General features: G+C 64.9%; 24 protein-coding genes. 11 read left to right on the top strand and 13 right to left on the bottom strand.

The window, feature by feature from the left end; translation table 11 throughout:
* Nucleotides 1-138 precede the first annotated feature (138 nt).
* From R2669_RS23885 to paaE, 8 genes are all read left to right on the top strand, one after another.
* A complete protein-coding gene (locus tag R2669_RS23885; protein ID WP_316902340.1) occupies nt 139-570 on the top strand; it encodes a YybH family protein in 432 nt (143 codons plus the stop codon).
* A 73-nt stretch (nt 571-643) separates the two neighbouring features.
* The gene (locus R2669_RS23880; protein ID WP_147213907.1) at nt 644-1,075 is read left to right on the top strand and encodes a VOC family protein; all 432 of its coding nucleotides are present in this window, start codon (nt 644-646) and stop codon (nt 1,073-1,075) included.
* A gap of 427 nt (nt 1,076-1,502) precedes the next feature.
* Nucleotides 1,503-2,951 carry a DHA2 family efflux MFS transporter permease subunit gene (locus R2669_RS23875; RefSeq protein WP_147213908.1) on the top strand — a complete coding sequence of 483 codons (1,449 nt, stop codon included), beginning with the start codon at nt 1,503-1,505 and terminating at the stop codon, nt 2,949-2,951.
* A gap of 166 nt (nt 2,952-3,117) precedes the next feature.
* Nucleotides 3,118-4,137: a 1,2-phenylacetyl-CoA epoxidase subunit PaaA gene (paaA, locus tag R2669_RS23870; protein ID WP_004635036.1), complete on the top strand. Its 1,020-nt coding sequence runs from the start codon at nt 3,118-3,120 to the stop codon at nt 4,135-4,137.
* Between the two features lie 17 nt (nt 4,138-4,154).
* The gene (gene paaB, locus R2669_RS23865; protein WP_004635034.1) at nt 4,155-4,442 is read left to right on the top strand and encodes a 1,2-phenylacetyl-CoA epoxidase subunit PaaB; all 288 of its coding nucleotides are present in this window, start codon (nt 4,155-4,157) and stop codon (nt 4,440-4,442) included.
* A gap of 9 nt (nt 4,443-4,451) precedes the next feature.
* Nucleotides 4,452-5,252: a 1,2-phenylacetyl-CoA epoxidase subunit PaaC gene (gene paaC / locus R2669_RS23860; protein WP_147213958.1), complete on the top strand. Its 801-nt coding sequence runs from the start codon at nt 4,452-4,454 to the stop codon at nt 5,250-5,252.
* Complete coding sequence (gene paaD / locus R2669_RS23855) at nt 5,246-5,758, top strand: 1,2-phenylacetyl-CoA epoxidase subunit PaaD (protein ID WP_430708839.1); 513 nt, start codon at nt 5,246-5,248, stop codon at nt 5,756-5,758. Before paaC ends, paaD begins: the two co-directional genes overlap by 7 nt.
* Before the next feature lie 20 nt (nt 5,759-5,778).
* Nucleotides 5,779-6,879, top strand: coding sequence for a 1,2-phenylacetyl-CoA epoxidase subunit PaaE (paaE, locus tag R2669_RS23850; protein WP_316902337.1), 1,101 nt, complete (start codon nt 5,779-5,781; stop codon nt 6,877-6,879).
* Nucleotides 6,880-6,882: 3 nt separating this feature from the next.
* Here the strand turns inward: paaE and R2669_RS23845 are convergent, their stop codons facing one another.
* Nucleotides 6,883-7,521 carry a TetR/AcrR family transcriptional regulator gene (locus R2669_RS23845; RefSeq protein WP_316902335.1) on the bottom strand — a complete coding sequence of 213 codons (639 nt, stop codon included), beginning with the start codon at nt 7,519-7,521 and terminating at the stop codon, nt 6,883-6,885.
* 75 nt (nt 7,522-7,596) lie between these two features.
* On the bottom strand, nt 7,597-8,412 hold the full coding sequence (gene pcaD, locus R2669_RS23840; protein ID WP_316902334.1) for a 3-oxoadipate enol-lactonase: 816 nt from the start codon (nt 8,410-8,412) through the stop codon (nt 7,597-7,599).
* Nucleotides 8,413-8,523: 111 nt separating this feature from the next.
* Here pcaD and R2669_RS23835 point away from each other — a divergent pair, with 111 nt between their 5' ends.
* Entirely contained in the window at nt 8,524-9,474 is a 951-nt protein-coding gene (locus R2669_RS23835; protein ID WP_316890834.1) for a LysR family transcriptional regulator, read from the top strand.
* A 122-nt stretch (nt 9,475-9,596) separates the two neighbouring features.
* Nucleotides 9,597-10,415, top strand: coding sequence for a class I SAM-dependent methyltransferase (locus R2669_RS23830; RefSeq protein WP_316890977.1), 819 nt, complete (start codon nt 9,597-9,599; stop codon nt 10,413-10,415).
* Nucleotides 10,416-10,424: 9 nt separating this feature from the next.
* Here R2669_RS23830 and R2669_RS23825 read toward each other — a convergent pair whose 3' ends face one another.
* Complete coding sequence (locus R2669_RS23825) at nt 10,425-11,030, bottom strand: cysteine dioxygenase family protein (protein ID WP_316890835.1); 606 nt, start codon at nt 11,028-11,030, stop codon at nt 10,425-10,427.
* Nucleotides 11,031-11,184: 154 nt separating this feature from the next.
* Here R2669_RS23825 and metC point away from each other — a divergent pair, with 154 nt between their 5' ends.
* Nucleotides 11,185-12,429 (top strand): cystathionine beta-lyase, encoded by a 1,245-nt coding sequence (gene metC / locus R2669_RS23820; protein WP_316902333.1) that lies wholly within the window; start codon nt 11,185-11,187, stop codon nt 12,427-12,429.
* A gap of 17 nt (nt 12,430-12,446) precedes the next feature.
* Here the strand turns inward: metC and R2669_RS23815 are convergent, their stop codons facing one another.
* The 10 genes from R2669_RS23815 to R2669_RS23770 form a co-directional block, all read right to left on the bottom strand.
* Nucleotides 12,447-13,304, bottom strand: coding sequence for an amino acid ABC transporter ATP-binding protein (locus tag R2669_RS23815; protein WP_316902332.1), 858 nt, complete (start codon nt 13,302-13,304; stop codon nt 12,447-12,449).
* Complete coding sequence (locus R2669_RS23810; RefSeq protein ID WP_316902330.1) at nt 13,291-13,974, bottom strand: amino acid ABC transporter permease; 684 nt, start codon at nt 13,972-13,974, stop codon at nt 13,291-13,293. The genes R2669_RS23815 and R2669_RS23810 overlap by 14 nt, the downstream gene beginning before the upstream one ends.
* Nucleotides 13,967-14,749 carry an amino acid ABC transporter permease gene (locus tag R2669_RS23805; RefSeq protein ID WP_316902328.1) on the bottom strand — a complete coding sequence of 261 codons (783 nt, stop codon included), beginning with the start codon at nt 14,747-14,749 and terminating at the stop codon, nt 13,967-13,969. The genes R2669_RS23810 and R2669_RS23805 overlap by 8 nt, the downstream gene beginning before the upstream one ends.
* A 14-nt stretch (nt 14,750-14,763) precedes the next feature.
* Complete coding sequence (locus R2669_RS23800) at nt 14,764-15,612, bottom strand: transporter substrate-binding domain-containing protein (RefSeq protein ID WP_316902326.1); 849 nt, start codon at nt 15,610-15,612, stop codon at nt 14,764-14,766.
* A gap of 89 nt (nt 15,613-15,701) precedes the next feature.
* Nucleotides 15,702-16,829, bottom strand: coding sequence for an acyltransferase family protein (locus R2669_RS23795; RefSeq protein ID WP_316902324.1), 1,128 nt, complete (start codon nt 16,827-16,829; stop codon nt 15,702-15,704).
* Between the two features lie 49 nt (nt 16,830-16,878).
* Nucleotides 16,879-18,057, bottom strand: coding sequence for a sigma-54 interaction domain-containing protein (locus R2669_RS23790; RefSeq protein WP_316902322.1), 1,179 nt, complete (start codon nt 18,055-18,057; stop codon nt 16,879-16,881).
* A 23-nt stretch (nt 18,058-18,080) separates the two neighbouring features.
* Nucleotides 18,081-19,283 (bottom strand): acyl-CoA dehydrogenase family protein, encoded by a 1,203-nt coding sequence (locus R2669_RS23785; RefSeq protein WP_316902320.1) that lies wholly within the window; start codon nt 19,281-19,283, stop codon nt 18,081-18,083.
* A 30-nt stretch (nt 19,284-19,313) separates the two neighbouring features.
* Nucleotides 19,314-20,090 (bottom strand): ABC transporter ATP-binding protein, encoded by a 777-nt coding sequence (locus R2669_RS23780; RefSeq protein ID WP_316902318.1) that lies wholly within the window; start codon nt 20,088-20,090, stop codon nt 19,314-19,316.
* An 11-nt stretch (nt 20,091-20,101) separates the two neighbouring features.
* Nucleotides 20,102-21,397, bottom strand: a complete 1,296-nt coding sequence (locus R2669_RS23775) for an acyl-CoA dehydrogenase family protein (protein WP_430708842.1) — start codon at nt 21,395-21,397, stop codon at nt 20,102-20,104.
* Between the two features lie 6 nt (nt 21,398-21,403).
* Nucleotides 21,404-22,711: an ABC transporter substrate-binding protein gene (locus R2669_RS23770; protein ID WP_430708841.1), complete on the bottom strand. Its 1,308-nt coding sequence runs from the start codon at nt 22,709-22,711 to the stop codon at nt 21,404-21,406.
* Nucleotides 22,712-22,778 lie beyond the last annotated feature (67 nt).

Genomic DNA, 22,778 nt, shown 5'->3' with positions numbered 1-22,778 from the left:
CAATGCGTCTCCGCAAGTTCTATGTGGACACCGTCCATTATGTCTGCTATCGTTTGTGGACAGTGTTCACAATTGAACCCTAGGCGCTGCTTCGCAAATTTCCAAGCGTTTATTGCGACAGACCTTTCGGAGACCGACATGACCCTAGCCACAGCCGCAGCGGACGATGCAGCGGAACTCCGCACGTTGACCAACGCATGGGCCGCCGCCGTCCGCGCCAAGGATGTCGACGCCGTCATGCGGCATTACGCGCCCGATGTTGTCGTGTTCGACGTGATGCCGCCGCTGTTCGTCAAAGGTGTCGATGCATACCGCCGCAACTGGCAAAGCTGGTTCGACGCGCTGGAAGGTCAGGCCGATTTCCAGTTCACCGAATTGCACCTTGAGGTGAGTGGCGATCTGGCCTATTGCTTCAGCGTGAATCGGTTGCGCGCGCGCTACCGCGACGGCGCAAAGCACGATGCACAGACGCGCGCCACCGTGTGTTTTCGCAAGCGCGATGGCCGTTGGCAAGTCGTACACGAGCATGCCTCGGTGCCGATGCCGGTGCCCGAACCTGCGTGCAGCTGATCGAGTTTTTTCCCCGACCGCGTGGCGCAACGCGCGGCTTTGCAGTCCCCCAAGTCCACCCCAAGGAGTTGTGATGCTAGTTCAACCGTATCTGTTCTTCGAAGGTCGTTGTGAAGAAGCGCTGGAGTTCTACAAGAAAACGCTCAGCGCCAAGGTCGATGTCGTGATGCGCTACAAGGATGCGCCCAAGGATGCGCAGCCCACGGCCGAGCAATGCGGCGGCGTGGCGCCTCCGCTCGATAAGGTCATGCATGCTGCATTCCGCGTCGGAGAAACGCAGATTCTGGCGTCCGACGGTATGGCCGCCGGCAAGACGGATTTCAAGGGTTTCGGGTTGTCCGTGAACGTGGCTGACAACGCCACTGCGGAGCGCACCTTCAAGGCACTCGGCGAAGGTGGCCAAGTCACGATGCCGATGTCCGAAACGTTTTTCGCCAACGCATTCGGCATGGTGACCGATCGCTTTGGCATCACCTGGATGGTCATCGCACCCAAGCCGATGTAACTGCACGGCGTGTGCGGACGGCCGCCGCCCGGTGGCCGTTCTACGCAAAATCGTAGGCGGTCTGTCTTGGCTCACGGCGGCGGTCCGGTGCTAGACTGCGCGATCACCGGGGCTTTACCAATATCAACGAAACCACCCCCTTGGTGACGACCGGCTGTTCTGGCCGCGACCCTTTGCATGGCCCGTGCAAATGTGTCCTTTTCACCTGCTGCCCTCATCCGTCGGAGCGCTCTTCATGCTGAAGATCATTGCGATTGCATCGTTGTCGCGATGACCGCTGTGCCGGGCACATTTTCAAGCTGACGGGCCTTTTTCTGTACGGATGCGATAACCGGCAAGGACGTTGAAGCCGGTCTCGCCAACCCCAAATCGGCTGCGCAATCCTGAGCGACATTCAGGCACGGCGGCCAAGCATAGGAGTGATTCCATGACGCATGGCATCGACGAACGCAAGCGCTGGCTTGCCCTCATCGTGCTCTGCCTGGGCGTGCTGATGATCGTGCTGGATACGACCATCGTGAACGTTGCGCTGCCGTCCATCCAGGCAGACCTGGGCTTTACCGAAACCTCGCTCGTATGGGTGGTCAACGCCTACATGCTCACGTTTGGCGGCTGTCTGTTGCTCGGCGGGCGATTGGGTGATCTGTTCGGGCATCGCAAGCTGTTCCTGCTGGGGCTGACGCTGTTCACGCTGGCATCGGCCGCATGCGGGCTGGCGAATTCGCAAGGGCTGCTGATTACGGCGCGCGCCGTGCAGGGGCTGGGCGGCGCGGTGGTGTCGGCGGTGTCGCTGTCGCTGATCATGAATCTGTTCACCTCGCCGGCGGACCGCGCCAAGGCAATGGGCATCTACGGCTTTGTCTGTGCGGGCGGCGGCAGCATCGGGGTGTTGCTCGGTGGCCTCCTGACGAGCACGTTGAGCTGGCACTGGATCTTCCTGGTCAATCTGCCGATTGGCGTGGCGGTGTACGCCGCCTGCGTGGCGTTGCTGCCGGTGGGCAAGCCGTTGGCCGATCGCACAAAACTGGACGTGGCAGGCGCGATTGCCGTCACCGCATCGCTGATGCTCGCGGTGTACGCCGTCGTGCACGGCAACGAAGCCGGTTGGACATCGACGCAGACGCTCACGCAGCTGGGCATTGCCATTGCGTTGATGATCGCGTTCCTGGTCATTGAATCGCGTGTGTCGCATCCGCTGATGCCGCTGCGTATGTTCGCGCTGCGCAACGTCGCCACGGCAAACGTGGTCGGCGTGCTGTGGGCGGCGGCGATGTTTGCGTGGTTCTTCATCTCGGCGCTGTACATGCAGCGCGTGCTCGACTACAGCGCGATGCAGGTGGGGCTGGCCTTCCTGCCCGCCAACATCATCATGGCGGTGTTCTCGCTGGGGTTGTCGGCCAAGCTGGTGATGCGCTTCGGCATTCGCGCGCCGCTGTCGGTGGGTTTGCTGGTGGCGGGCATTGGGCTGGTGTTGTTTGCACGCGCGCCCGCCGGCGGCAGCTTTGTGCTCGACGTGCTGCCCGGCATGCTTTTGTTGGGCTTGGGCGCCGGTGTGGCGTTCAACCCCGTGCTGCTGGCCGCCATGAGCGATGTGGCGCCCGATGAATCCGGCCTGGCGTCCGGCGTGGTCAACACGTCGTTCATGATGGGCGGTGCGTTGGGCCTAGCCATCCTGGCAAGTCTGGCTGCCGCGCGCACCGAAGGTCTCGCTGCGGCAGGAGCCGACGCCACGACGGCACTCAATGGTGGCTATCACCTCGCGTTTCTGCTGGGGGCAGTTGCCGCCGTGCTGGGTTCGGTGCTGGCGGGCGTGTTTGTGCGCACGCGCACGCAAGGGGCCGGGCAGGGCGAAGCCTCGTCGGCAGCGCCAATTTAAGTCACAGAGAAGGAACCCGCGGAAGGGAGCGCACCGCATGTCTCACACGAGACCTGCGGTGAAAACCGTTATTGACCGACCGGTCGGACGGTTTATAATCGATCCACCCAAAACACGATGCGCATGACGTGCCGTGCACATGCCGCGCCAGCGGCCGGAGGATCGCATGTACACCCAAAGCCTCGACCAACCCGGCGGTCTGCCCACGGAGCAGGAACTGGCCGCCGCCTCTCAAGGCGAAGCCGATTTGCAGGCGCGCTTCGATGCGCGCATCGGGGCCGACCACAAGATCGAGCCGCAGGACTGGATGCCGGCGCCGTACCGCAAGACGTTGCTGCGGCAGATTTCGCAGCACGCGCATTCCGAGGTGGTCGGCATGCTGCCCGAGGGCAACTGGATCAGCCGCGCGCCGTCGCTCAAGCGCAAGGCCATCCTCCTGGCCAAGGTGCAGGACGAAGCGGGCCACGGCCTCTATCTCTATTCCGCCGCAGAAACACTCGGCAGCTCACGCGACGAGATGATCGACGCCCTGCACGAAGGCCGCGCGAAGTATTCGTCGATCTTCAATTACCCGACGCTCTCCTGGGCAGACGTGGGCGTGATCGGCTGGCTGGTCGATGGCGCGGCCATCATGAACCAGGTGCCGCTGTGCCGTTGCTCATACGGCCCGTATGCGCGCGCCATGATCCGCATCTGCAAGGAAGAGTCGTTCCACCAGCGTCAGGGCTATGAATCGTTGCTGACGATGATGGGCGGCACGCAGGCGCAGCGCGACATGGTGCAGGAAGCCGTCAACCGCTGGTGGTTTCCGGTGCTGATGATGTTCGGGCCGCCCGACACCGCATCGCCCAACAGCGCGCAGACCATGGCCTGGGGCATCAAGCGCATTTCGAACGACGATCTGCGGCAGCGTTTTGTCGATGCCACGGTCGAGCAGGCGCGCGTGCTCGGCGTGACGCTGCCCGACCCCGGCCTTACGTGGAACGAAGCGCGCGGCCATTACGATTTCTCGCCGCTCGATTGGTCCGAATTCAAGCGCGTGCTCGATGGTCACGGCCCGTGCAACCGCGAGCGCCTTGCCACCCGCAAGCGCGCACACGAAGAAGGCGAGTGGGTGCGCGAAGCCGCGCTCGCCTACGCACGCAAGCAGGCCGAACGCGCCGCCGCCAATCAACAAGCTGCCTGAACCGGAAGGAGCCCGCCATGCATCAACACGAATGGCCGCTGTGGGAAGTGTTCATCCGCAGCAAGCAGGGCCTGGAGCACAAGCATTGCGGCAGCCTGCACGCCGTGGACGCCAAGCAGGCGCTGCAGATGGCGCGCGATGTCTACACGCGCCGGCAGGAAGGCGTCTCCATCTGGGTGGTGCCCTCGGCCGCCATCACCGCGAGCGAACCTGACGACAAGCCGATGCTCTTCGACCCGATGGCCGACAAGATCTATCGCCACCCGACGTTCTATCGGCTGCCCGATGAAGTCAACCACATGTGAGCCGCGGTGATGACTTCCGACGCGCATCTGCAATACATCCTTCGCCTGGCTGACAACGCGCTGATCCTTGGGCAGCGCAACGCGGAATGGACCGGCCACGGCCCCGTGCTGGAAGAAGACATCGCGCTGTCCAATCTCAGTCTTGATCTGATCGGCCAGGCGCGATTGCTCTACACGCACGCGGGGCAGATCGAAGGCGAGATCACCGGCACACCGCGCACGGAAGACGACTACGCCTACTGGCGCGCCGAGCCGGCTTTCCGCAACTACACGCTGCTCGAGCTGCCCCATGCCGGGCCGCTGGTCGCGACATCCGCGGCGACGCGCGACTACGCCGTCACCATCGTCCGCCACTTCCTGTACGCCGCGTTGATGGTGCCGCTGTGGGAAGCGTTGACGCGTTCGACCGACACCGAGCTGGCCGCCATTGCCGCCAAATCCGTGAAGGAGATGCGTTACCACCTCGCCCATACGCGCGACTGGCTGGTGCGCTTCGGTGATGGCACCGACGAATCGCATGCACGTGCGCAGGCCGCGCTCGACTGGCTGATGCCGTACACGAACGAATTTTTTGCCACAGACGACCTTGAAGCGGCAGCGGCCGAAGCCGGCATCGGCGTGCGTCCGGCAGACCTGCGCGACGCATGGGAGGCGACGGTGCGTGACGCGCTGGACGAGGCCACGCTGCGCTGGCCCGAGCCCGGTCCCTATGTCAGCACCGGCAAGCACGGCGTGCATTCCGAGCATATGGGCTACCTGCTGGCCGAGATGCAGGGATTGGCGCGCCAGTTCCCGGGGGCATCGTGGTAAGCGAGCGATTGCATCGCGCGCGCATCGCGCTGGAGGCCGTCACCGACCCGGAGATTCCCGTGGTGACGATTGCCGAACTGGGCATCCTGCGCAATCTCCAGCTCGACGAGGCCGGCACACTGGTCGCGACGATCACGCCCACGTATTCCGGCTGCCCCGCCATGGAGCAGATTTCCGATGACGTGAGCCGGGCGTTGCAGGCAGCGGACGTGGGTGCGTATCGCGTGCGTTCGGTGCTGTCGCCGGCATGGACGACGGATTGGATTACCGCTGAAGGGCGGCGCAAGCTGCGCGACTTTGGCATTGCCCCGCCGGCGCAGGTGGCGGACGAGGGCGGGGTGCGCCCGATTCGTCTCACGCGTCCCGCGCAGGCCGAGCAGATTGCCTGCCCGCAATGCGGGTCGCACGATACGGCGCTCATTTCCGCCTTCGGCTCCACTGCCTGCAAAGCGCTGTACCGCTGCCGCGCGTGCCGCGAGCCGTTCGACTACTTCAAGCCTTACTGAGCCCACCGGGCACGACCGCCATGACCCCGCAATTCCACCCCTTGCGTGTTGCCGAAGTGCGCGGCGAGACGGCCGATACGATTTCCGTGCGCTTTGACGTGCCGAATGACCTGCGCGATGCGTACCGCTTTACCCAGGGGCAGTTCCTGACGCTGCGCGTGCCGCCGGGCCAATTGCCTGGACATGAAGAACTGCGGCGTTCGTATTCGATCTGCTGCGCCGTGCAGGACTACGACGCGCACGGCGAGTTGCGTGTCGCGGTCAAGCGCGTCGATGCGGGAGTCTTCTCCAACCACTTGCACGATCGCATCCGCGTGGGCCAGACGCTCGATGTGCTGCCGCCGGATGGCCGCTTCTACGTGCCGCTCGCGGCCGAAAGCGCGCGCCACTACGTCGCCTTCGCGGCCGGCAGCGGCATCACGCCGATCCTGTCGCTCATCAAGACGACGCTGGCTGCGGAGCCGCAGAGCCGCTTCACGCTGGTCTACGGCAATCGCAGCGTCGACAGCATCATCTTTGGCGAGGCACTCGAAGACCTGAAGGACCGCTATCTCGATCGCTTCGCGCTGTATCACGTGCTGTCGCGCCAGGCGCAGGAGATTGCGCTGTTCAACGGCCGGCTCGACGGCGCGAAGGTGCATGCGTTTCTGGATGCGCTGATTCCGCCGGACGATATCGATGCCGCTTTCATCTGCGGCCCGTCGACGATGATCGATGCCGTGGAAGCCGCGCTGCTTGAGCGCGGTGTGCCGCGCGAGCGCGTGCATGCCGAACGCTTTGGCGTACCGGTGGGCGATGCGACGGCAGCGGCCAAACCACGCAAGCATGCCGCCGTCGCGGGCGATGTGGCGCTGACCGTTGTACTCGACGGCAAATCGCACGAGGTGCCGATGGCGGGTGACGCCAAGGTGCTGGACAGTGCGCTGAGTGCGGGGCTGGATCTGCCCTATGCGTGCAAGGGCGGCGTGTGCTGCACGTGCCGCGCCAAGGTGCTGGAAGGCCGTGTGGAGATGGAGAAGAACTTCACGCTGGAAGACTGGGAGATCCAGCAGGGGTTTGTGCTGACCTGCCAGGCGAGGCCGCTCACGCAGCGCGTGGTGGTCAGCTACGACGAGCGCTGAACGTCAGCCCTTCTTGTCGTCCGGGCCGCTCAGCCCCCCGAGCCCGCCCAGCCCGTTCTCCAGCATGTCGATCACCATTTCCGCATAGCCTTCATACGAAAGCGGCCCGTCGGGTTTGAGCCAGGTGAAGGTCCAGTTCATCATGCCGAACAGCATCATCGTGATGGGCGTGCGGTTGGCCTCGTCCACCTTGCTCGGATAAGCCGCCCCGAGCTGTCGGCCCACCGCGGCCACCACGTCGCGTTCACGCGCGAGCACGATGTCGCGCTGCTCCGGCGCCAGGTATTTCACATCATTGAGCAAGGCCACATGCCGCGTGCGCGACGTGGCGTATTCGGCCAGGAACGTGCGGATCAGCAGATGCAGCGTGGCGCGTGCCGAGAGCTTGGCGTGGCGCGCGTCGCTCTCGGCGCGTTCTACCAGATCGGCCAGCCGGCGCGTGTAGCGGTCGAGCAGGTCGAAGAGGATGGCTTCCTTGCCTTCGTAGTAGTGATACAGGCGCGATTTCGAGCCGCCGCACGCAGCGGCAAGCTGGTTCATCGACACGCTCGGGTAGCTGTCGGCCGCAAAGGCTTCGGCGGCGGTGTCGAGCACGCTTTCGCGGCGCAACTCGAATTCGTCTTCGTTCTTGACGCGGGACATGGCGGGCGGCACATCGGTTGGATGGCCGCCATGTTAACCGGCTGCGTCGCGGTGTGTCGATGCTGCGTCGAGGCGTCAGACGGTTTCGAGCACGCCCAGGAAATCCAGCACGGCTTCGACAAACGCGTCCGGCAGCTCCACGTTGGCGAGATGCACGGTATCGAGGAGGCGCAATTGCGCGCCCGGAATGGCAGCGGCAATCTCCTCGCCATGGCGGGCAGACGTCACGGTGTCGTGCCGGCCGGCAATGACGAGCGTCGGATGCGTGATCAGCGTGATCGTGCGGCGCAGGTCGGCATCGCGCACGGCTGCCCAGCTGCCGATGATGCCCTCGCGCGGCGTTGCCAGCAGCGTGCGGCGGAACGGCGCAACGGCCGGGTCATTGGCCTCCAGCATGCGCGCCGGAAACCAGTTGCGTAGAAACGTCTCCGTTGTTGCCTGCATGTCGGGCGCTTGCTGAAGCTCGGCGATGGCCTGATCGAAATACTGCGTCGGGCCGATGTGCGCGGCCGTATTGGAGAGGGTCAACCGGTCGATGCGTTCCGGCACATGGATCGCCAGCCACTGCGCCACGATGCCGCCGAGCGACAGCCCCAGCATATGCACGCGCTGGATGCCCAGCGCATCGAGCAGTTCGACCACGTCACGACCGAGCCGATCGATCGAATAGGCGCCGGCTGGTGCATCCGAAGCGCCGTGGCCGCGCGCGTCGTAGCGCAGCACGTGAAAGTGTTCGGCCAGGCGCGGCACGGTCACGTCCCACATGTGCAGGTCGGTGCCGATGGAATTGGACAGCAGCAGGACGGGCTTGCCGGCGGTGCCGTCAAAGCGATAGGCGAGGCGCGTACCGTCACCGGCGGTGATGAAGGAGAGGTCGTTGCGGGTGGTCATGTTGAGCTCCTGGGAAAGACGGGGGAAATGATTGGGATGCCGTCATCCTAGAAGCCGACGCGGTTGGCGGATACTATGAAGTTTTGACGAACTTTGTAGGTTTTGCAGACAATGCAGAACTTCACGCTTCATGAGCTGCAGTGCTTCGATGCGGTGGTCACCGGTGGCAGTTTCCAGGCGGCGGCCGAGCGGTTGCATCGCTCGCATCCGTCTGTGTTTGCGGCGGTCGCCAAGCTGGAAGGACAGTTGGGTCTAAACCTGCTGGACCGCAGCGGTTATCGCGTGCGCTTGACGGAAGCGGGGCGATCGTTCCACCGCAAGGTGCAGTCGTTGCTGCGTGAGAGCGATGAACTGCGGACGCACGCAAAACAGCTCGCGATGGGCGAGGAGGCCGAGTTGCGCGTGGTGCTGGGTGACCTGTGTCCGCTGCAGCCCGTGCTGGCACTGCTGAGTCAATTTTTCGGCCAGTGTCCGCAAACGCGGCTGCAATTGCAGTTCGAAGCCGTCACCGGGCCGTGGGAGCGCTTGCTGGAAGACGATGCGGACCTGATCGTCCACCGCGTGCCGAAAGGCGACGTGCGCATGGAGTGGATCGGCTTGGGCAAGATCGCCATGGTGCCGGTGGTGGCGCCGGGGTTTTTGCCGTTCGCCATCACGTCGGCCATCACGCCTCAGCAGATGCAGCGCTTCATGCAGTGCGTCATCAACGATTCCGCGCGGAACCCGCCTGAGCAATCCCATTACGTCATCGACGGTGCGCCGCAGTGCGCCGTGCCTGACCAATTGATGAAGAAAGAGCTGATCCTCCACGGCATGGCATGGGGGCATCTGCCGCGTTTCCTGATCGAGACGGAGCTGCGCGAGCGGACGTTGCTGTCGATTGCGGGGCGCCATTTTCCCGGCATGGTGCAGGAGCTGGTGGTCGCGCGCAGGCGCGATCAGCCGCATGGTCCGGTCGCCAACCGGCTGTGGGATTTTCTCGGCCACCATGCGCCGGTCCTGAAGCCGGCGTTGGGCCGCATGCCGCGTCAAGCGGGCGCGGCCGGGCGAAAGCGCGCGTAATGTGCTGGCACGTTCGTGCCTGGGCAAGCTCGTCGTCTAGTCGACTTGGCGGAGTGCTTGCTGTGCGGTTCCGGACTATAACCATTCATGCCCGACCCTTTCACGGGCAAAGGTGGTGAATGATGAGCGCACATGGCACCGATCAGGTTTTCTCGGGTTCCATTCCCGAGCTGTACGACACGCTGCTGGTGCCACTGATCTTCGCACCGTATGCGCAGGACATGGCCGCGCGGGCGGCGGCATGCCAGCCGCAGCGCGTGCTGGAGGTCGCCGCCGGTACCGGCGCGGTGACGCGCGCGTTGGCGGAAGCACTGCCGGCCACCACCGAGATTGTGGCGACCGACCTGAACCCCCCAATGCTAGAGCGTGCGGCTGCCGTGGGCACATGCCGGCCTGTCACGTGGCAGCCGGCGGATGCGCAGCAACTTCCGTTTGCCGACGGCAGTTTCGATTTGGTGATCTGCCAGTTTGGCGTGATGTTCTTTCCGGACCGGCCCAAGGCCTTTGCCGAAGCGCGACGTGTGCTGACGCCGGGCGGCAAGCTGCTCTTCAGCGTGTGGGACCGGATCGAGAACAACGATTTTGCGAATGCGGTGACGAAGGCACTGGCGAAACGCTTTCCCGAAAACCCGCCGATGTTTCTCGCGCGCACGCCGCATGGTCATTACGATCCGGCGCCAATTCAGGCCGACGCCCGCGCGGGCGGCTTCACCGCAGAGGTCACGTACGACGTTGTCTCCGCACGCAGCCGGACAGACACCGCGCGCACCGTCGCCACCGCCTATTGCCAAGGCACGCCGGTGCGCGCCGAGCTGGAGGCGATCGGTGGCAATGCACTGGCCGACGCCACCGACGTGTGTACCGATGCGTTGACTGCCCGGTTCGGCGTAGGGCCGGTCGAAGGCAGGATCCAGGCGGTGATGTTCAGCGTGACAGCCTGAAGCGGGCGATCAAGCGGCTTGCTTGGTCGCGCTCATGTAGTTGTGGTTGTAGTTGAGCACCCGGCCCGTGGCCAGGTCATAGCCGACGCGCCCCGTCAGGGTTTCCAGCGCTCGGCCATACAGGTGGAAATGGCGGGTGGGTGCGTTGCCCAGCACGTGGATGCTGTGGATGTCGTCGTCGAGGAACGTGATGGGCGTGCCGGGCTGTACCACGACTTCGCGCGACAGGGCCAGTGTGGCGCGCTCGGGGTCGCGGCCGTCGTCGGTGCGTGTGTAGACGCGGTTCAACTCTTCGCCTTCGAGCGCCACGATGACGGCCCACGTGGTGTGGTTGTGCGGCGGCGTGGTCTTGCCCGGGTTGATGGAGTTCAGGTACAGCGCGAAGGTCTGGTCGGGCTCCACGTGCAGCAGGTAACGGCTGGAGGCATCGGCATCGCCCGCAGCGGGCGGCGGGAAAGCGTCCAGCGGGAACAGCGCTTCCTGCGCGGCAAGTTCATGCAGGCGATCGGCAATGCGCGCAAGCGATGCCTGCGTAATGCCATCTTGCGCGGCAATGGCGCGGATGGCGACGAGGGTCTGGCGGACGGCGTGGTCGCGTTGCTGGGCGAGGCTCATGGCAGCTCAAAGCAGATAGGTGAAGCACCCAGTGTAGGGCGCCGGCAGCGCACGACCAACGCAGCATCCTGCATATGGTTAGACGCATCGGTTCGTTCTCGGGCGCGGGGTAGCGTGCCTAACATGGGCCCCTTCAGAAACGCGCGAGGCCTGCATGACACGCTCTTCCATCGACGCTCATTCCAACGCGCCGGATGCCTCGGGTTCTCTTGCAACACGCCTCGTCCACGCAGGCAGCCCGCGGTTTGTGGAGGGCACTGCGCCGGTCAACGTGCCGGTGGAGCGCACCAGCACCGTCCGCCATGCCAGCACCGCCGCGCAGCATGACGTCCACGCGCGCCGCAAGGCCGGCGAGAACATCGCCAGCTACGGCCGCCACGGTTCACAAACGCATCGCGCGCTGGAAGATGCGCTGCTGGCCCTTGAGGGCGGCGTGCGCGCGTTCCTTGTGCCGTCTGGCTTGTCGGCGATTTCGCTGACGTTCCTGGCGCTGTTGTCACCCGGCGACCACGTGGTCGTGACAGACAGCGTGTATGCGCCCGTGCGCCGGCTCGACACCGGTCTGCTGCAACGCCTGGGCATTGAACTGACCTATGTGGACCCGCGCGACGGGCAGCTCGAAGCGGCTATCCGGCCGCACACGCGGCTCATCTATACGGAATCGCCGGGGTCGCTGCTCTATGAAATCTATGACTTGTGTGCCATCGCCCGAGTAGCGCAACGGCACGGCATCGCGCTGGCCACAGACAACACCTGGGCGTCTGGCATTCTCTTCCGGCCGCTCGATGCAGGGGCAGACATTTCAATCCTGGCCGCCACCAAGTACGTGGCCGGGCATTCCGATGTGATGCTGGGCGCCGTCATTGCCCGCACCGATGCCGTGGCCGCGCGTATTGCCGCCGCACACGATGTGCTCGGCCTCACGATCGGCGCCGATGATGCTTATCTGGCGCTGCGCGGCGTGCGCACGTTGCCGGTGCGCATGGCCCAGCACCAGCGCAATGCCACGCGCGTGGCGCAGTGGCTGCAGGCGCAGCCGGGTGTGGGGCGCGTGTTTTATCCGGCATTGCCGGGTGACCCGGGTTACGCGCTGTGGCAGCGGGATTTCTCGGGCGCCAACGGGCTCGTTTCATTCGTGCTGGAAGGCGCGGATCAGCACGCCGCAGAACGGGTCGCCGATGCGTTGCGGTTGTTTGCGATTGGCGCCTCGTGGGGCGGGTACGAAAGCCTCGTCACCGTGGTTGCGCCCGAAAGGCTGACGGACCACGCGCAATGGGATCAAGCCGGTGCCGTGCTGCGTCTGCATGTCGGCCTGGAAGATGCAGATGACCTCATTGCCGATCTGGAGCAGGCGCTGCAGCACGCGCCCGTGGTCGCGCTGCACGCGATTGGCGGTTGAAGGTCACAGGTCAAACATCAGACGGCAAACGTCGCGCTGGCGAAGGCAGCGTGCCATGGTGCATGCGCGGTCGGCCGCGCACCTGCATGACCCGATAGCGCGCGCGATAGGAATGCACGCGTGCGGTCGCTCGTCGGGGAGGAGAAAACCTGTTCTGCCGAGCCGCGTTCCACCACGACACCGTGTTCGGTGAATACCACCTCGTCGCTGATCGCCCGCGCGAAGGCCATTTCATGCGTGACCAGCACGCAGGTCAGGCCATCGTCGACCAATTCGCCGATGACGTTGAGCACTTCCCCAACCGTTTCCGGATCGAGCGCGGACGTCACTTCATCGAACAGGATCAGTTCCGGTTCCATGGCCAGCGCGCGGGCAATGGCCACGCGCTGTTGCTGCCCGCCGGACAGCTGCCCCGGGTATGCGCGCGCCTTGTCTGCCAGGCCCACTTTCTTGAGCAGCGCATGCGCGGTGGCTTCAGCCTCCGACCGCGCTTTGCCCAGCACGCGCACGGGTGCGGCGACCAGGTTGTCGAGCACGCTCAGGTGCGGAAACAGGTTGTATTGCTGGAACACAAAGCCGATGCGCTTGCGCAGGGCAATGGTGTCTTCTTCGGTGTTGAGCTGGTCGACGCGGATGCCGCCCACGGTGATGCTGCCGCGCTGCGGCCGAAGCAAGCCGCTGATGCAGCGCAGCAGCGTCGACTTGCCCGAGCCCGACGGCCCGATGATCGACACGGCCTGGCCACGCTGCACGTCGAGGTCGATGCCCGACAGCACCGGCGTGATGCCGAAACTCAGATGCACGTCGCGGAGTGAGACAAGCGGTGGGGCAACCGGCGTAGATGCATCGAGAGGAAGAAGATCAGGCAGCGACATGCGCGCGCTCCATGCGCCGGGTCAGGCGCGAAATCGGGTAGCAGTAAACGAAGAACAGGGCGAGCACGGTGAAGTAGGTCAGCACCGTAAACGGCGTGCGATTGACCGTGTTGCTGGCGATCTGGGCGGTGTCGAGCAGATCGTGCACGCCCACCAGCGACGCCAGTGCCGTGCCCATGGTGATGACGGCGTACAGGTTCATCCACGAAGGCAGCATGCGCCGTACGCACTGCGGCAGCACGATGCGCCAGAGGATGTCGCGCCGTGTAAACGCCAGCGACGCTGCGGCTTCCCACTGCGTATGCGGGATCGACTGCACCGCGCCACGGAAGATTTCCGCCACGTGCGCACTTGCCGGCAATGCCAGCGCGAACGTCACCTTGAGCCAATCCGGAAACGGGATCACGTGGCCACGCACGACAATTTCGAAGGGCACCGCGTATGCAATGCCGTAAACCAGTACAAGCCACGGTGCATTGCGAAACGCAACGACATAGCCGCTGGCGAGCTGCCTTAGCCCGCGCACCGACGACAAATGCAGTGCGCCGATCGCCAGCCCCACCAAGGTGCCGAGCCCGACGGCCAGCAAGCTGATGCCGACGTTGATGCCCAGCCCCCGAAGCAAAGCTGGCGACCAATGCAGAAGCGTGGCGAGAAGGGTGTCAGGCATGCGCGGCGCTCCCCAATGCGGCGTGGCCCGTGGCACCGTAACCGGGCATCTGCAACCGGCGTTCGATCCATACGCCCAGCGCATGCACGGCATAGGTCACCACGCCGTAGAACAGCAGCAACAGCACCATGCATTCGAGCACGTTGTCGCGCTGTGTCCAGATCATCAGCGCGCTATACGTGAGGTCGCCCACCGCAATGGCGGATGCCAGCGACGATGCCTTTACCAGCTCGACGGTGTTGTTCATCAGCGAGGGCCATGCCGCGCGAAGTGCGAGCGGCAGTTGTACGCGCCACAGGCGCTCGCGTGCGCTGAAGCCGAGCGAAGTTGCGGCTTCCAGCATGGCGGGCGGCACGGCTTCAATGCCGGCACGCAGGGCTTCCGCATGAAACGCCGCCTTGTGTAGCGAGAGCAACGTCACCGCCCAGAAGAACGGCGTGAGCGGATTGGTCAACTGCCACCGCGCCAGCGTTTGCGTGATCAGCGTGTTGACGACGAGAAACGCGCAGCACAACTGCACGAGCGTGGGCGTGTTGCGCGTCAGTTCGATAAAGCCCTGCGCCAGCCATCTCACGCGCTTGTGCGGCGACACCAGCAGCCGCGCGAGCCCCACACCAAAGACGAGGCTCAGCACCACGGTGCTCAGCATCACCAGCAGCGAAACTTTCGCGCCTTGCAGCAGCGCATTGCGCTCGTACGCCTCGGCCAGAAAGCCGTAGTCGAGGCCGGTGTGGCGGACCAGCGCAATCGCCCGTGCGAGCAGATCGTCAGTCAACTGCAGCCTCTCGATCAGCCGCGCGTGGCCTTCAGCTTGTCATGCCATTCGACCAGCGCGGGCGACGGCGGCAGGATGCCGTTCTTCTTCTCCGTTTCGATCAGCCAGCCGGTGCGGTGCCAGCCCTGGACGATGCGGTCGAGGGCGGCCACAGTGTCGTTCTCGCCCTTGCGCGCCCAGATGACCGTGGGCGAAGGGATGAGGTCCGGGCCGACGATGCGGTAGTCCTTCCATTCGGGGTTGCTGCGGGGCAGCGGCTGCAGCAGCGTGGCGTCGTGCACGGCAGCAGCGCAGTTGTTGCCGCGCAGGGCCAGCAAGGACTCGGCCGGGCTCTTGAACCCCTTTGGCGTGGCACCAATGTCGGCGGCCAGCGGCTTGGCGTAGCTGCTGCCTTGCGAAAGGCAAACGTCCTTGTCTTTCAGGTCGCTCCACTGGTGCACCGGGCTGTCTTTCGGGACCAACGCCACGCCGCCCACGCGGTAGTACGGTGTCGGCACGTGGGCGAGCAAGTCTGCGCGCTCGGGGTTCAACTCCATCGCCGCAACCAGGACGTCAACACGCCCCTGCTGCAGAAATTGCACGCGGTTGGAAGGTTGCACCTGCACCGTCTCCACTTCCACGCCAAGCCCGCGCCCGAGTGCCTGTGCGAGGTCGATGTTGAAGCCCGTACCGCGCTGTGTGACGGGGTCGATGGAGCCGAATGGCCCGCCCGACAGCACCACGCCCACGACAAGCTTCTTGCGCTGCTGGATCTTGTCGAGCGTGGCATCAGCATGTGCCGCTGTTGCACTGAACGCGGCGGCCGCTGCCAACGCGACGGAAGCGAAGACGGATCGGCGGAACGAGGAAGAAGGGGCGGACATGGCACGCGACAGATTGTTTCTGAAGCAGCCATTGTCCGAGATGCTCGTCGCGCAACGAACGAATAAAAACCGGAAACGTTATGCGCCGCTCAGGGCTTTTGCGGCCCGAGGCGGGTCCGCAAGGCCCGCCGGCGGTTGCGCATCCAGTCGATGGCGCGCCGGCCGAGGGCGATGGATGGCAGTTCGACATAGCGATGCAGCAGCACGGCCAGCGCCAGCGTGAGCGCGAGGTTGAGGGCAAACAGCATCAACTGCGTGCCGAGCCACTCCGGCGCGAGCCGGCCCACCACGCGGTGCGTGGCTTCAATCACGCTCGGGTGCACGAGGTACAGCGCATACGACAACTCGCCCAGCCAGACGGCGACGCGCGGCACGCGAAGCTCGCCGCAGTGCTCCATGGCCACCATGCCGATCAACAACGCGCCGGCGGGCAAGCCCCGCGCGAGCAGATCGAATTTCGGGACCGGTCCGACGACCGACATCACGAACGTTGCCACGCCAATCGCCATCAGGACACGCGCAACGGCCGGTGTCAGGCGATGCCGATGTGCCGCATATAGCCATGCCAGCCCGGCGCCCAACAGGAACTCCAGCACCAGCGGGTTGGCTGCCATGGCCTGCAATGGCGTGGCCCAGTCGTACAACGCTTCCGGGTTGCGCTGCACGACGCCGTTGTGCCAGAACGGCACGATGATCGTTGTCGTGAACAGCGCCAACGCCACCAGCCCAAGCGCACGCTGTCCGAACAGCGCCAATCCCACCGCGCACAACGCGTAGAAAAACACTTCGTAGTTGAGCGACCAGCCGACATACAGCGCCGGATAGCCGAAGTACGGCGCATCCACATTGGCCTGCGGCAAAAACGCCAGCGAAGTGAGCAATACGCCCGACGAGACGGGATTGAGCCACGTCGAATGCAGCACCGACATCAGCCAGTAGGGCGGCGCCAGGCGGAACGCCCGCTTGACGAGAAATTCGTCGGCCGGTTCGGGCCCCTTGGGGCCAAGGACGGCAACCCACGCAATGATGAAGCCGCTGATGACGAAGAACACGTCCACACCGACATGCCCGCGCTTGATCACATGCGACGTCAGCCACGCAAGCGCAGGGATGTCGGCATGGGCCAGGGCGAGCCCGGAGTGGTACACCACGACATACAGCGCAGCGAAACCCCGCAGCGCCTGGATGCTGAGTAGAGAAGACGAAGAACGGTTCACGCGCAAGGGCTATCGATAACGCAGAAAGCAACCCACGCTGGCAAGCAAGCTACGTGCCCATCACGTCTTCGTGTGCCGGTGTTGCGGGCGTTGAGGCAAAGGGTGATGTGCGCGGCGCGCCAACCTCGCCCAGGCGAATCAGCCGGGCCCGCACCACGTTGCGGCTGACCCCGAGCACGCGCGCGGCGTCGCTTTGGCTGTAGTGGCAGTACCGGAATACCTCGCGGAACAGCGCGTCTTCCACCACCTGATAGACATTCCCGACGCTGTCGTTGCAGAGGTGCTGGATCGCCTGGCATAGCAGGGCAGCTTCGTCTGCACTGGACGTGTCGGGCGGCTGCGCGGTCGGCGGGGCGGTGGAGGCCGTTGGCGGCTCGGTCTCGGGCCGGGCCTGTGCCACCGCCTGGGCCGGGGAACTGGCAGGGCGGCTGGACAGCCGCAGGTCGGACGCGTCGATGGTGTTTCCATCGCAGAGCAGGAGCGTCCGATGAATGACGTTTTCAAGCTCGCGCACGTTGCCGTGCCAGGGGCTCTGCGTCAGCAGGCGTTCGGCCGCCGGTGTGAGGGTCGCGCGCGCGTGGCCGAGTCGCTTGCTGTAGGTGTTGATGAAGTAGCGTGCCAGCGGAACGATGTCGCCCGGACGCTCCTTCAGCGTGAGGACGTTGAGGTTGACGACATTCAGCCGGTAGTAGAGATCCTTGCGAAAGCGCTTCTCCTGGACCAGCGTTTCCAGGTCGACGGTCGTGGCCGCGACGATCCGGAGATCGACTGGAATGGGCGTGCGCCCGCCCAGGCGCACGATTTCACGCTCCTGCAGCACGCGCAGCAGCTTGTTCTGCACAGGCAAGGGCAGGTCGTTGACCTCGTCGAGGAAGATCGTCCCGCCGTTCGCCTGCTCGAACCACCCCACCTGCGTGCCGAATGCACCGGCGAACGCACCGTTTTCGTGGCCGAAGAGTTCTGCATCGACCAGCGTGTCGGAGAAGGCGCCGCAGCTCACCACCACGAAAGGACCACCCTGCCGCGCGCTGCGGTTGTGCAGGTAGCGGGCAATCAGCTCTTTGCCCGTGCCGGTTTCGCCAGAGATCAGCACCGCCGCGTCGCTGGGCGCGACCTGTTCGACTTCATCGAGCAGGGCACGGGAGCGCGGGTCTTCGAAGATCCATTCTGGCGTGCTGGCCGCCGGCTCCTGGCCAGGCGGCGGAGGCCATACAGGGAACGTCGCCATGATTTTCCATTCAGCGCGTGGGATCAGGAATAGAAAGAAGGTTCGGGCAGCGTGCCGTTCAGCGCCCAGTCGCCCAACTCGTGCAGCTTGTAGTCGACAGGGTCGTGCAGCGTCTGCGTGCGCAGGTTGCGCCAGAAGCGGTCCAGCGCGAGCGCGCCGTGGGTGGCGCGTGCGCCGGTGGTCTCGAACATTCGGCTGGTCAGATCGAGCCCGACCCGCGTGGCTGCGACCTTGGCGGTGGCGATGGCAACACCCACGTGGCCGCGCGCGCGAGCCGTCAACGTGGGGCCTTGCACCCACGCTTCGTCAAACCGTGTGGCCGCTTGCCGCGCCAGCAGGCGCACGCTCTCCAGGCCGACAAAGAACTCACCGTAGTGGGCCAGCGTGTACGGGTCTTCGCTCGCCCGCTTTGCTGCAGAGCGGTGCCACGGTCGCGCCTCGTGCAGCGTGTAGTGCCGGGCCTGCTCGAACGCACCTTCTGCCAGACCCAGGAACAGATGCACGAACACCAGCTGCGCCAGCAACGGGCGCAACGACGAAAAAGGCGTGGTGAGCGGCCCCGGATCGCGGAGCAGTTCGTTTTCTTCCACACGGACCTTCTCGAACAGCGCGCTGCCGCTGTCGGTCTGGCGCTGCCCGAAGGCGTTCCAGTCGTGGTTGAGCGTGATGCCGGCGCGTGCAGTCGGCACCGCTGCAACCAGCAGCTTGCGACTGTGTTCATCGATGCCCGAGGCAATCAGCATTTGCGAATCCAAAGCGCCGGAGCAGAAGCTCTTCTTGCCGGAGAACTCGTACCAGCCGTCGAACCGGCGCACGACGGTGCGATCGTCCAGCGGGTTGAGTGCGTTACCCCAGAACCAGTGCTTGCGCGCGGTCTGCTCGTACCACGGCTCCCACTGGTCTGGCCGCGCAAACAGGCGCACGGTCGCCAAGAGCAGATGGTGGAAGCCGTAAACGTGGGCGATGGAGCTGTCCACCTGTGCCAACTCGCGCACGGTGTCCAACGTCTCGGCCCAACTGGCGCCGTGCCCGCCATAGCGCTTGGGAATCGCCAGGGAGAGCAGGCCGCTGCGCCGCAACGCGTCGCGTTCGGCCAAGGGCGTGCCGCCCGCGGCATCGCGCTCCACCGCCGTCCGGGCGAACTCGGCAGCCAGTGTTTTGGCGGATGGCGGCGCCGGCACTGCAAGGGTTTCGGTGTCAGGAAAGATTGCCGTTTCTGTTGTCATGAACACTCGGGAAAGACGAATGGACGCCACTCACGCCAAGGCTGGTGCTTGGTGCGCAACATCGCGGCCGAAATAGAAATGCTGGATGTCCTCACGCTGGCGCAACGCCTTAGCCGTGTCATTGAGCACGGTGACGCCTGCCTCCAGCACCGTGGCGCGATCGGCGTATTGCAGGGCCACCGTGGAGTTCTGTTCGGCCACCAGGATCGACAGCCCGTCTTCACGATTGAGCTGCCGCAGCCTCGCAAAGATGTCCTGCACGACCAGGGGCGCGAGGCCCATCGACGGCTCGTCCAGCACCAGCAGGCGCGGGCGTGACATCAGCGCGCGCCCAATGGCGGCCATCTGCTGCTCACCGCCCGACGTGAGGCCGGCGGCAACCCGGCGCCGTGCTTTCAGGCGCGGAAAGATCGCGTACACGCGTTCCAGGTCGACGGCCGTCTCCGCGCGCGAAGCGCTGCGCCCGAGCGCACCGGTAACCAGGTTCGCTTCGATGGACAGGTTCGGAAAGCAGCGCCGGCCCTCCAGCACCTGAACGAGCCCCAGGCGCACCAGCTGCGCAGGCGTGGTGCGGGCGACGTCATGCCCGTCGAAACGGATGGTGCCCGCAGTGACCTGTCCGCGTTCGAGCACCAGCAGGTTCGAGATCGCCTTGAGCGTGCTCGACTTGCCCGCGCCGTTTGCGCCCAGCAGTGCGTGCACCTCACCGCGTTGCACGGTGAGGTTCACGTTGTGCAGGGCGACGATGGCATTCTGGTACGTCGCTTCGACACCGTTGACGTGCAGGAGCACAGCAGGATCGCGCATCGTCATCACGCTCAGGCCGCTTTGGCGATGGGCGGTGTCGCCGTGGTACCGGGCCCCGCACCGATCTGCCAGACATACGGCGGTTCGGTGCCGTTGATGTGCCAGTCGCCGATGATGCGCGCCTTGTAGATCAGCGGATTGTGCGAGGCCACCGTGCGCGCGTTGCGCCAGTGGCGGTCCAGCGCCTTGCCCGAGGCCGTGGCGGATGCGCTGAGCGCATTGAAGAACTGCGTGGACGCGCGCAACACGAGATCGGAAATCGCCACCTGCCCTTGCGCGGATTCGAGTTCGGCGTCGATGTTGGCCCGGCGCTCCTGCGCAGCGTCGCCGGCCCAGCGGGCGTCATAGGCACGTTGCGCGGCGAAGGTGGCGCGAATGGCCGTGGCCTCCGCCGCGTAGGCCAATGCCGACACCTCGCCAACCACCTGCTGCACCTGCACGTCTTGCGCCACCGCCGAGGCGTTGCCGGTGCTGAAGATGCGTTTGCGCTCGCGCACCTGCTGCGCAACCTCGCGCGTGATGGCGCGCGCAATGCCGGCCAGCGTGGCCAGGTGGAACAGCTGGTAGAACGCGGTCTGATACTTGAACCGGCTGCTGAACGGGAAGATGTTCTCGTCTTCCACGGCGGCGTTCTCATACACCGAGGTGCCGCTGCCGGTGGTGCGCTGGCCGAAGCCGTTCCAGTCGTCGTGGTGCGTCACGCCGGGCTGGTGCGAGCTGACGGCGGCGATCACGTCGGTGCCGTCTTCCAGGCGCGCATACAGGTCGACCCAATCGGCAAAGATGCTTCCGGTGCTGTAGTACTTGCGCCCGTTGGCAACCCAGCGGCCGTCCCGTTTGGAGATGCGAGTGATGACATCGCCAATGGCCACGTCGCCGACTTCCGTCCACGCGTTGCCGACCAGGTCGCCGGCCACGAAGCGCCGCAGCCAGACTTCGTTGCCGGCATCGCGCGGTGCGTTCAGGCGATCTTCCACGAAGGCGAAATGCCCGCGCAGCGCTTGCACGATGTTGGAGTCGGCGTCGGCCAGCTCAATCAGCAGCTGGAACAGTTGGGGCAGCGTGGCGCCGTCGCCGCCATATTCCACCGGCACGCGCACCGCGCCGAAGCCCGCCTGCTTGAGCCATTGGATGGCGTCGACGCCGAGCTGGCGGTTGTGCTCGCGCTGCAAGGCGGTATCGCGGATGCGCTGGAAGACGGGGCGGTACTTCTGCGCAAGGGTTTCGTAGGGAGCGCCGAACAGGGTCTCGGCGTGCGGCTGCGTCATGGCGAACCTCCGGGTGGGTCGGGCAGGGTGGAGAGACAGCGGAATTCAATCGTTGATGCTCGTGCGCACCTTGATGTTTTTCTCTTTGGCATACGCCAGCGACGATTTCTCGATGATGGGCCGCAGCAGCTTCCAGTCCGGTGCGATCCAGTCGGAGATCACATTCCATTTCGTGCCATCCCACTGCTGGAAGGCGACGCGGCCGTCTCCTTCATGGTTGTCCCACGTGACGTTGATGGAATGGAACAGGCCCTTGGCGCCCAGCGCAGCGGCGCGGGCTTCGTCAATCTTCAGGTTCTCCAGGCCCCAGCGGACTTCGTCGCCGGTCAGCGTGCGCTTGCCGAACTTGGCCTGCGCGATGCGGATGGCTTCCACGTTCAGGATGCCGTTGAGCACGCCCAGGTTGTGGTACACGCTGCCGATGCGCTTCTTGTCTTGCAGGTTGCCCTTGCCGTGGTCGTACAGCGTCTTGGTGATCTGCTGAACCACCGGGTATTGCGCACCCGCAGCCACCGTCGTGATGGCGACGTAGCCCTTGGCGGCATCGCCGGCCGGGATCACGTCTTCTTCGGAGTTGGACCACACGTTGCCGATGATGTGGTCGGCCGGAAAGCCTGTTTTCTGTGCCGTCTTGAGCGCCACCGGGTTCATCACGCCCCAGCCGCGCAGCACGACGTAATCGGGTTTGGCGCGGCGGATGGCCAGCCATTGCGACTGCTGCTCATTGCCCGGGTGCGGCACTTCGATCTGCTGCACCGTGAAGCCGTATTTCTTCGCCAGCAGTTCATAGATGGGGATCGTCTCTTTGCCGTACGGCGAGCCGTGATACAGCACGACGATCTTCTTGCCCTTGAGCTTGTCGACGCCGCCTTCCTTGGTGCCGATGTAGTTGACGATGCCCGAGGTCTCGCTGTACGGGTTGAGCAGCAGCGGGAAGATGTACTTGAACACGCGGCCGTCCGTCGTGTCGGTGCGGCCGTGGTTGATGGTGATCAGCGGCACCTTGTCGGCGGTTACCCGGTCGAGCAGCGCATACGCAATGCCGACCGACAGCGGATTCCATGTGGCGATGCCGGGGTGGGTCTTCAGGCGTTCGTACACCTCCACGCCGCGTTCCACTTCGTACTGCGTTTCGCCTTCTTCCCAGGTGAGCTTGACGCCGCCCACGCCGCCGTCTCGCGTGTTGACGAGGTTCAGGTAATCGATGAAGCCGCCAAAGAACCCCGTGCCGCCGGCTGCATATGGGCCGACGCGGTAGCTTTGCAGCGGAAAGAACTGCTCATCCGCATGGGCGGCTTGTATGCCCAGACCGGTCAGGCCAGAAAGGGCCAGCGCGCCGGTCAGCAACGCCATCTTGATGGTGCGGGGGAGGGACATGGTGCAGATGCTCCTGGTATCGATGCGACGTAGGTTGAGTGGA

The sequence above is a fragment of the Ralstonia edaphi genome, assembly GCF_958350185.1.
In the GTDB taxonomy this organism is placed as follows: domain Bacteria; phylum Pseudomonadota; class Gammaproteobacteria; order Burkholderiales; family Burkholderiaceae; genus Ralstonia; species Ralstonia edaphi.
This window is presented reverse-complemented; position numbering and strand designations above follow the sequence as displayed.

What these genes read in the sequence shown, in the direction of transcription:
- R2669_RS23885 (WP_316902340.1), top strand. Translation starts at nt 139, where the DNA reads ATGACCCTAGCCACAGCCGCAGCGGACGATGCAGCGGAACTCCGCACG.
- R2669_RS23880 (WP_147213907.1), top strand. Translation starts at nt 644, where the DNA reads ATGCTAGTTCAACCGTATCTGTTCTTCGAAGGTCGTTGTGAAGAAGCG.
- R2669_RS23875 (WP_147213908.1), top strand. Translation starts at nt 1,503, where the DNA reads ATGACGCATGGCATCGACGAACGCAAGCGCTGGCTTGCCCTCATCGTG.
- paaA (WP_004635036.1), top strand. Translation starts at nt 3,118, where the DNA reads ATGTACACCCAAAGCCTCGACCAACCCGGCGGTCTGCCCACGGAGCAG.
- paaB (WP_004635034.1), top strand. Translation starts at nt 4,155, where the DNA reads ATGCATCAACACGAATGGCCGCTGTGGGAAGTGTTCATCCGCAGCAAG.
- paaC (WP_147213958.1), top strand. Translation starts at nt 4,452, where the DNA reads ATGACTTCCGACGCGCATCTGCAATACATCCTTCGCCTGGCTGACAAC.
- paaE (WP_316902337.1), top strand. Translation starts at nt 5,779, where the DNA reads ATGACCCCGCAATTCCACCCCTTGCGTGTTGCCGAAGTGCGCGGCGAG.
- R2669_RS23845 (WP_316902335.1), bottom strand. Translation starts at nt 7,521, where the DNA reads ATGTCCCGCGTCAAGAACGAAGACGAATTCGAGTTGCGCCGCGAAAGC.
- pcaD (WP_316902334.1), bottom strand. Translation starts at nt 8,412, where the DNA reads ATGACCACCCGCAACGACCTCTCCTTCATCACCGCCGGTGACGGTACG.
- R2669_RS23835 (WP_316890834.1), top strand. Translation starts at nt 8,524, where the DNA reads ATGCAGAACTTCACGCTTCATGAGCTGCAGTGCTTCGATGCGGTGGTC.
- R2669_RS23830 (WP_316890977.1), top strand. Translation starts at nt 9,597, where the DNA reads ATGAGCGCACATGGCACCGATCAGGTTTTCTCGGGTTCCATTCCCGAG.
- R2669_RS23825 (WP_316890835.1), bottom strand. Translation starts at nt 11,030, where the DNA reads ATGAGCCTCGCCCAGCAACGCGACCACGCCGTCCGCCAGACCCTCGTC.
- metC (WP_316902333.1), top strand. Translation starts at nt 11,185, where the DNA reads ATGACACGCTCTTCCATCGACGCTCATTCCAACGCGCCGGATGCCTCG.
- R2669_RS23815 (WP_316902332.1), bottom strand. Translation starts at nt 13,304, where the DNA reads ATGTCGCTGCCTGATCTTCTTCCTCTCGATGCATCTACGCCGGTTGCC.
- R2669_RS23810 (WP_316902330.1), bottom strand. Translation starts at nt 13,974, where the DNA reads ATGCCTGACACCCTTCTCGCCACGCTTCTGCATTGGTCGCCAGCTTTG.
- R2669_RS23800 (WP_316902326.1), bottom strand. Translation starts at nt 15,612, where the DNA reads ATGTCCGCCCCTTCTTCCTCGTTCCGCCGATCCGTCTTCGCTTCCGTC.
- R2669_RS23790 (WP_316902322.1), bottom strand. Translation starts at nt 18,057, where the DNA reads ATGGCGACGTTCCCTGTATGGCCTCCGCCGCCTGGCCAGGAGCCGGCG.
- R2669_RS23785 (WP_316902320.1), bottom strand. Translation starts at nt 19,283, where the DNA reads ATGACAACAGAAACGGCAATCTTTCCTGACACCGAAACCCTTGCAGTG.
- R2669_RS23780 (WP_316902318.1), bottom strand. Translation starts at nt 20,090, where the DNA reads ATGCGCGATCCTGCTGTGCTCCTGCACGTCAACGGTGTCGAAGCGACG.
- R2669_RS23770 (WP_430708841.1), bottom strand. Translation starts at nt 22,711, where the DNA reads ATGGCGTTGCTGACCGGCGCGCTGGCCCTTTCTGGCCTGACCGGTCTG.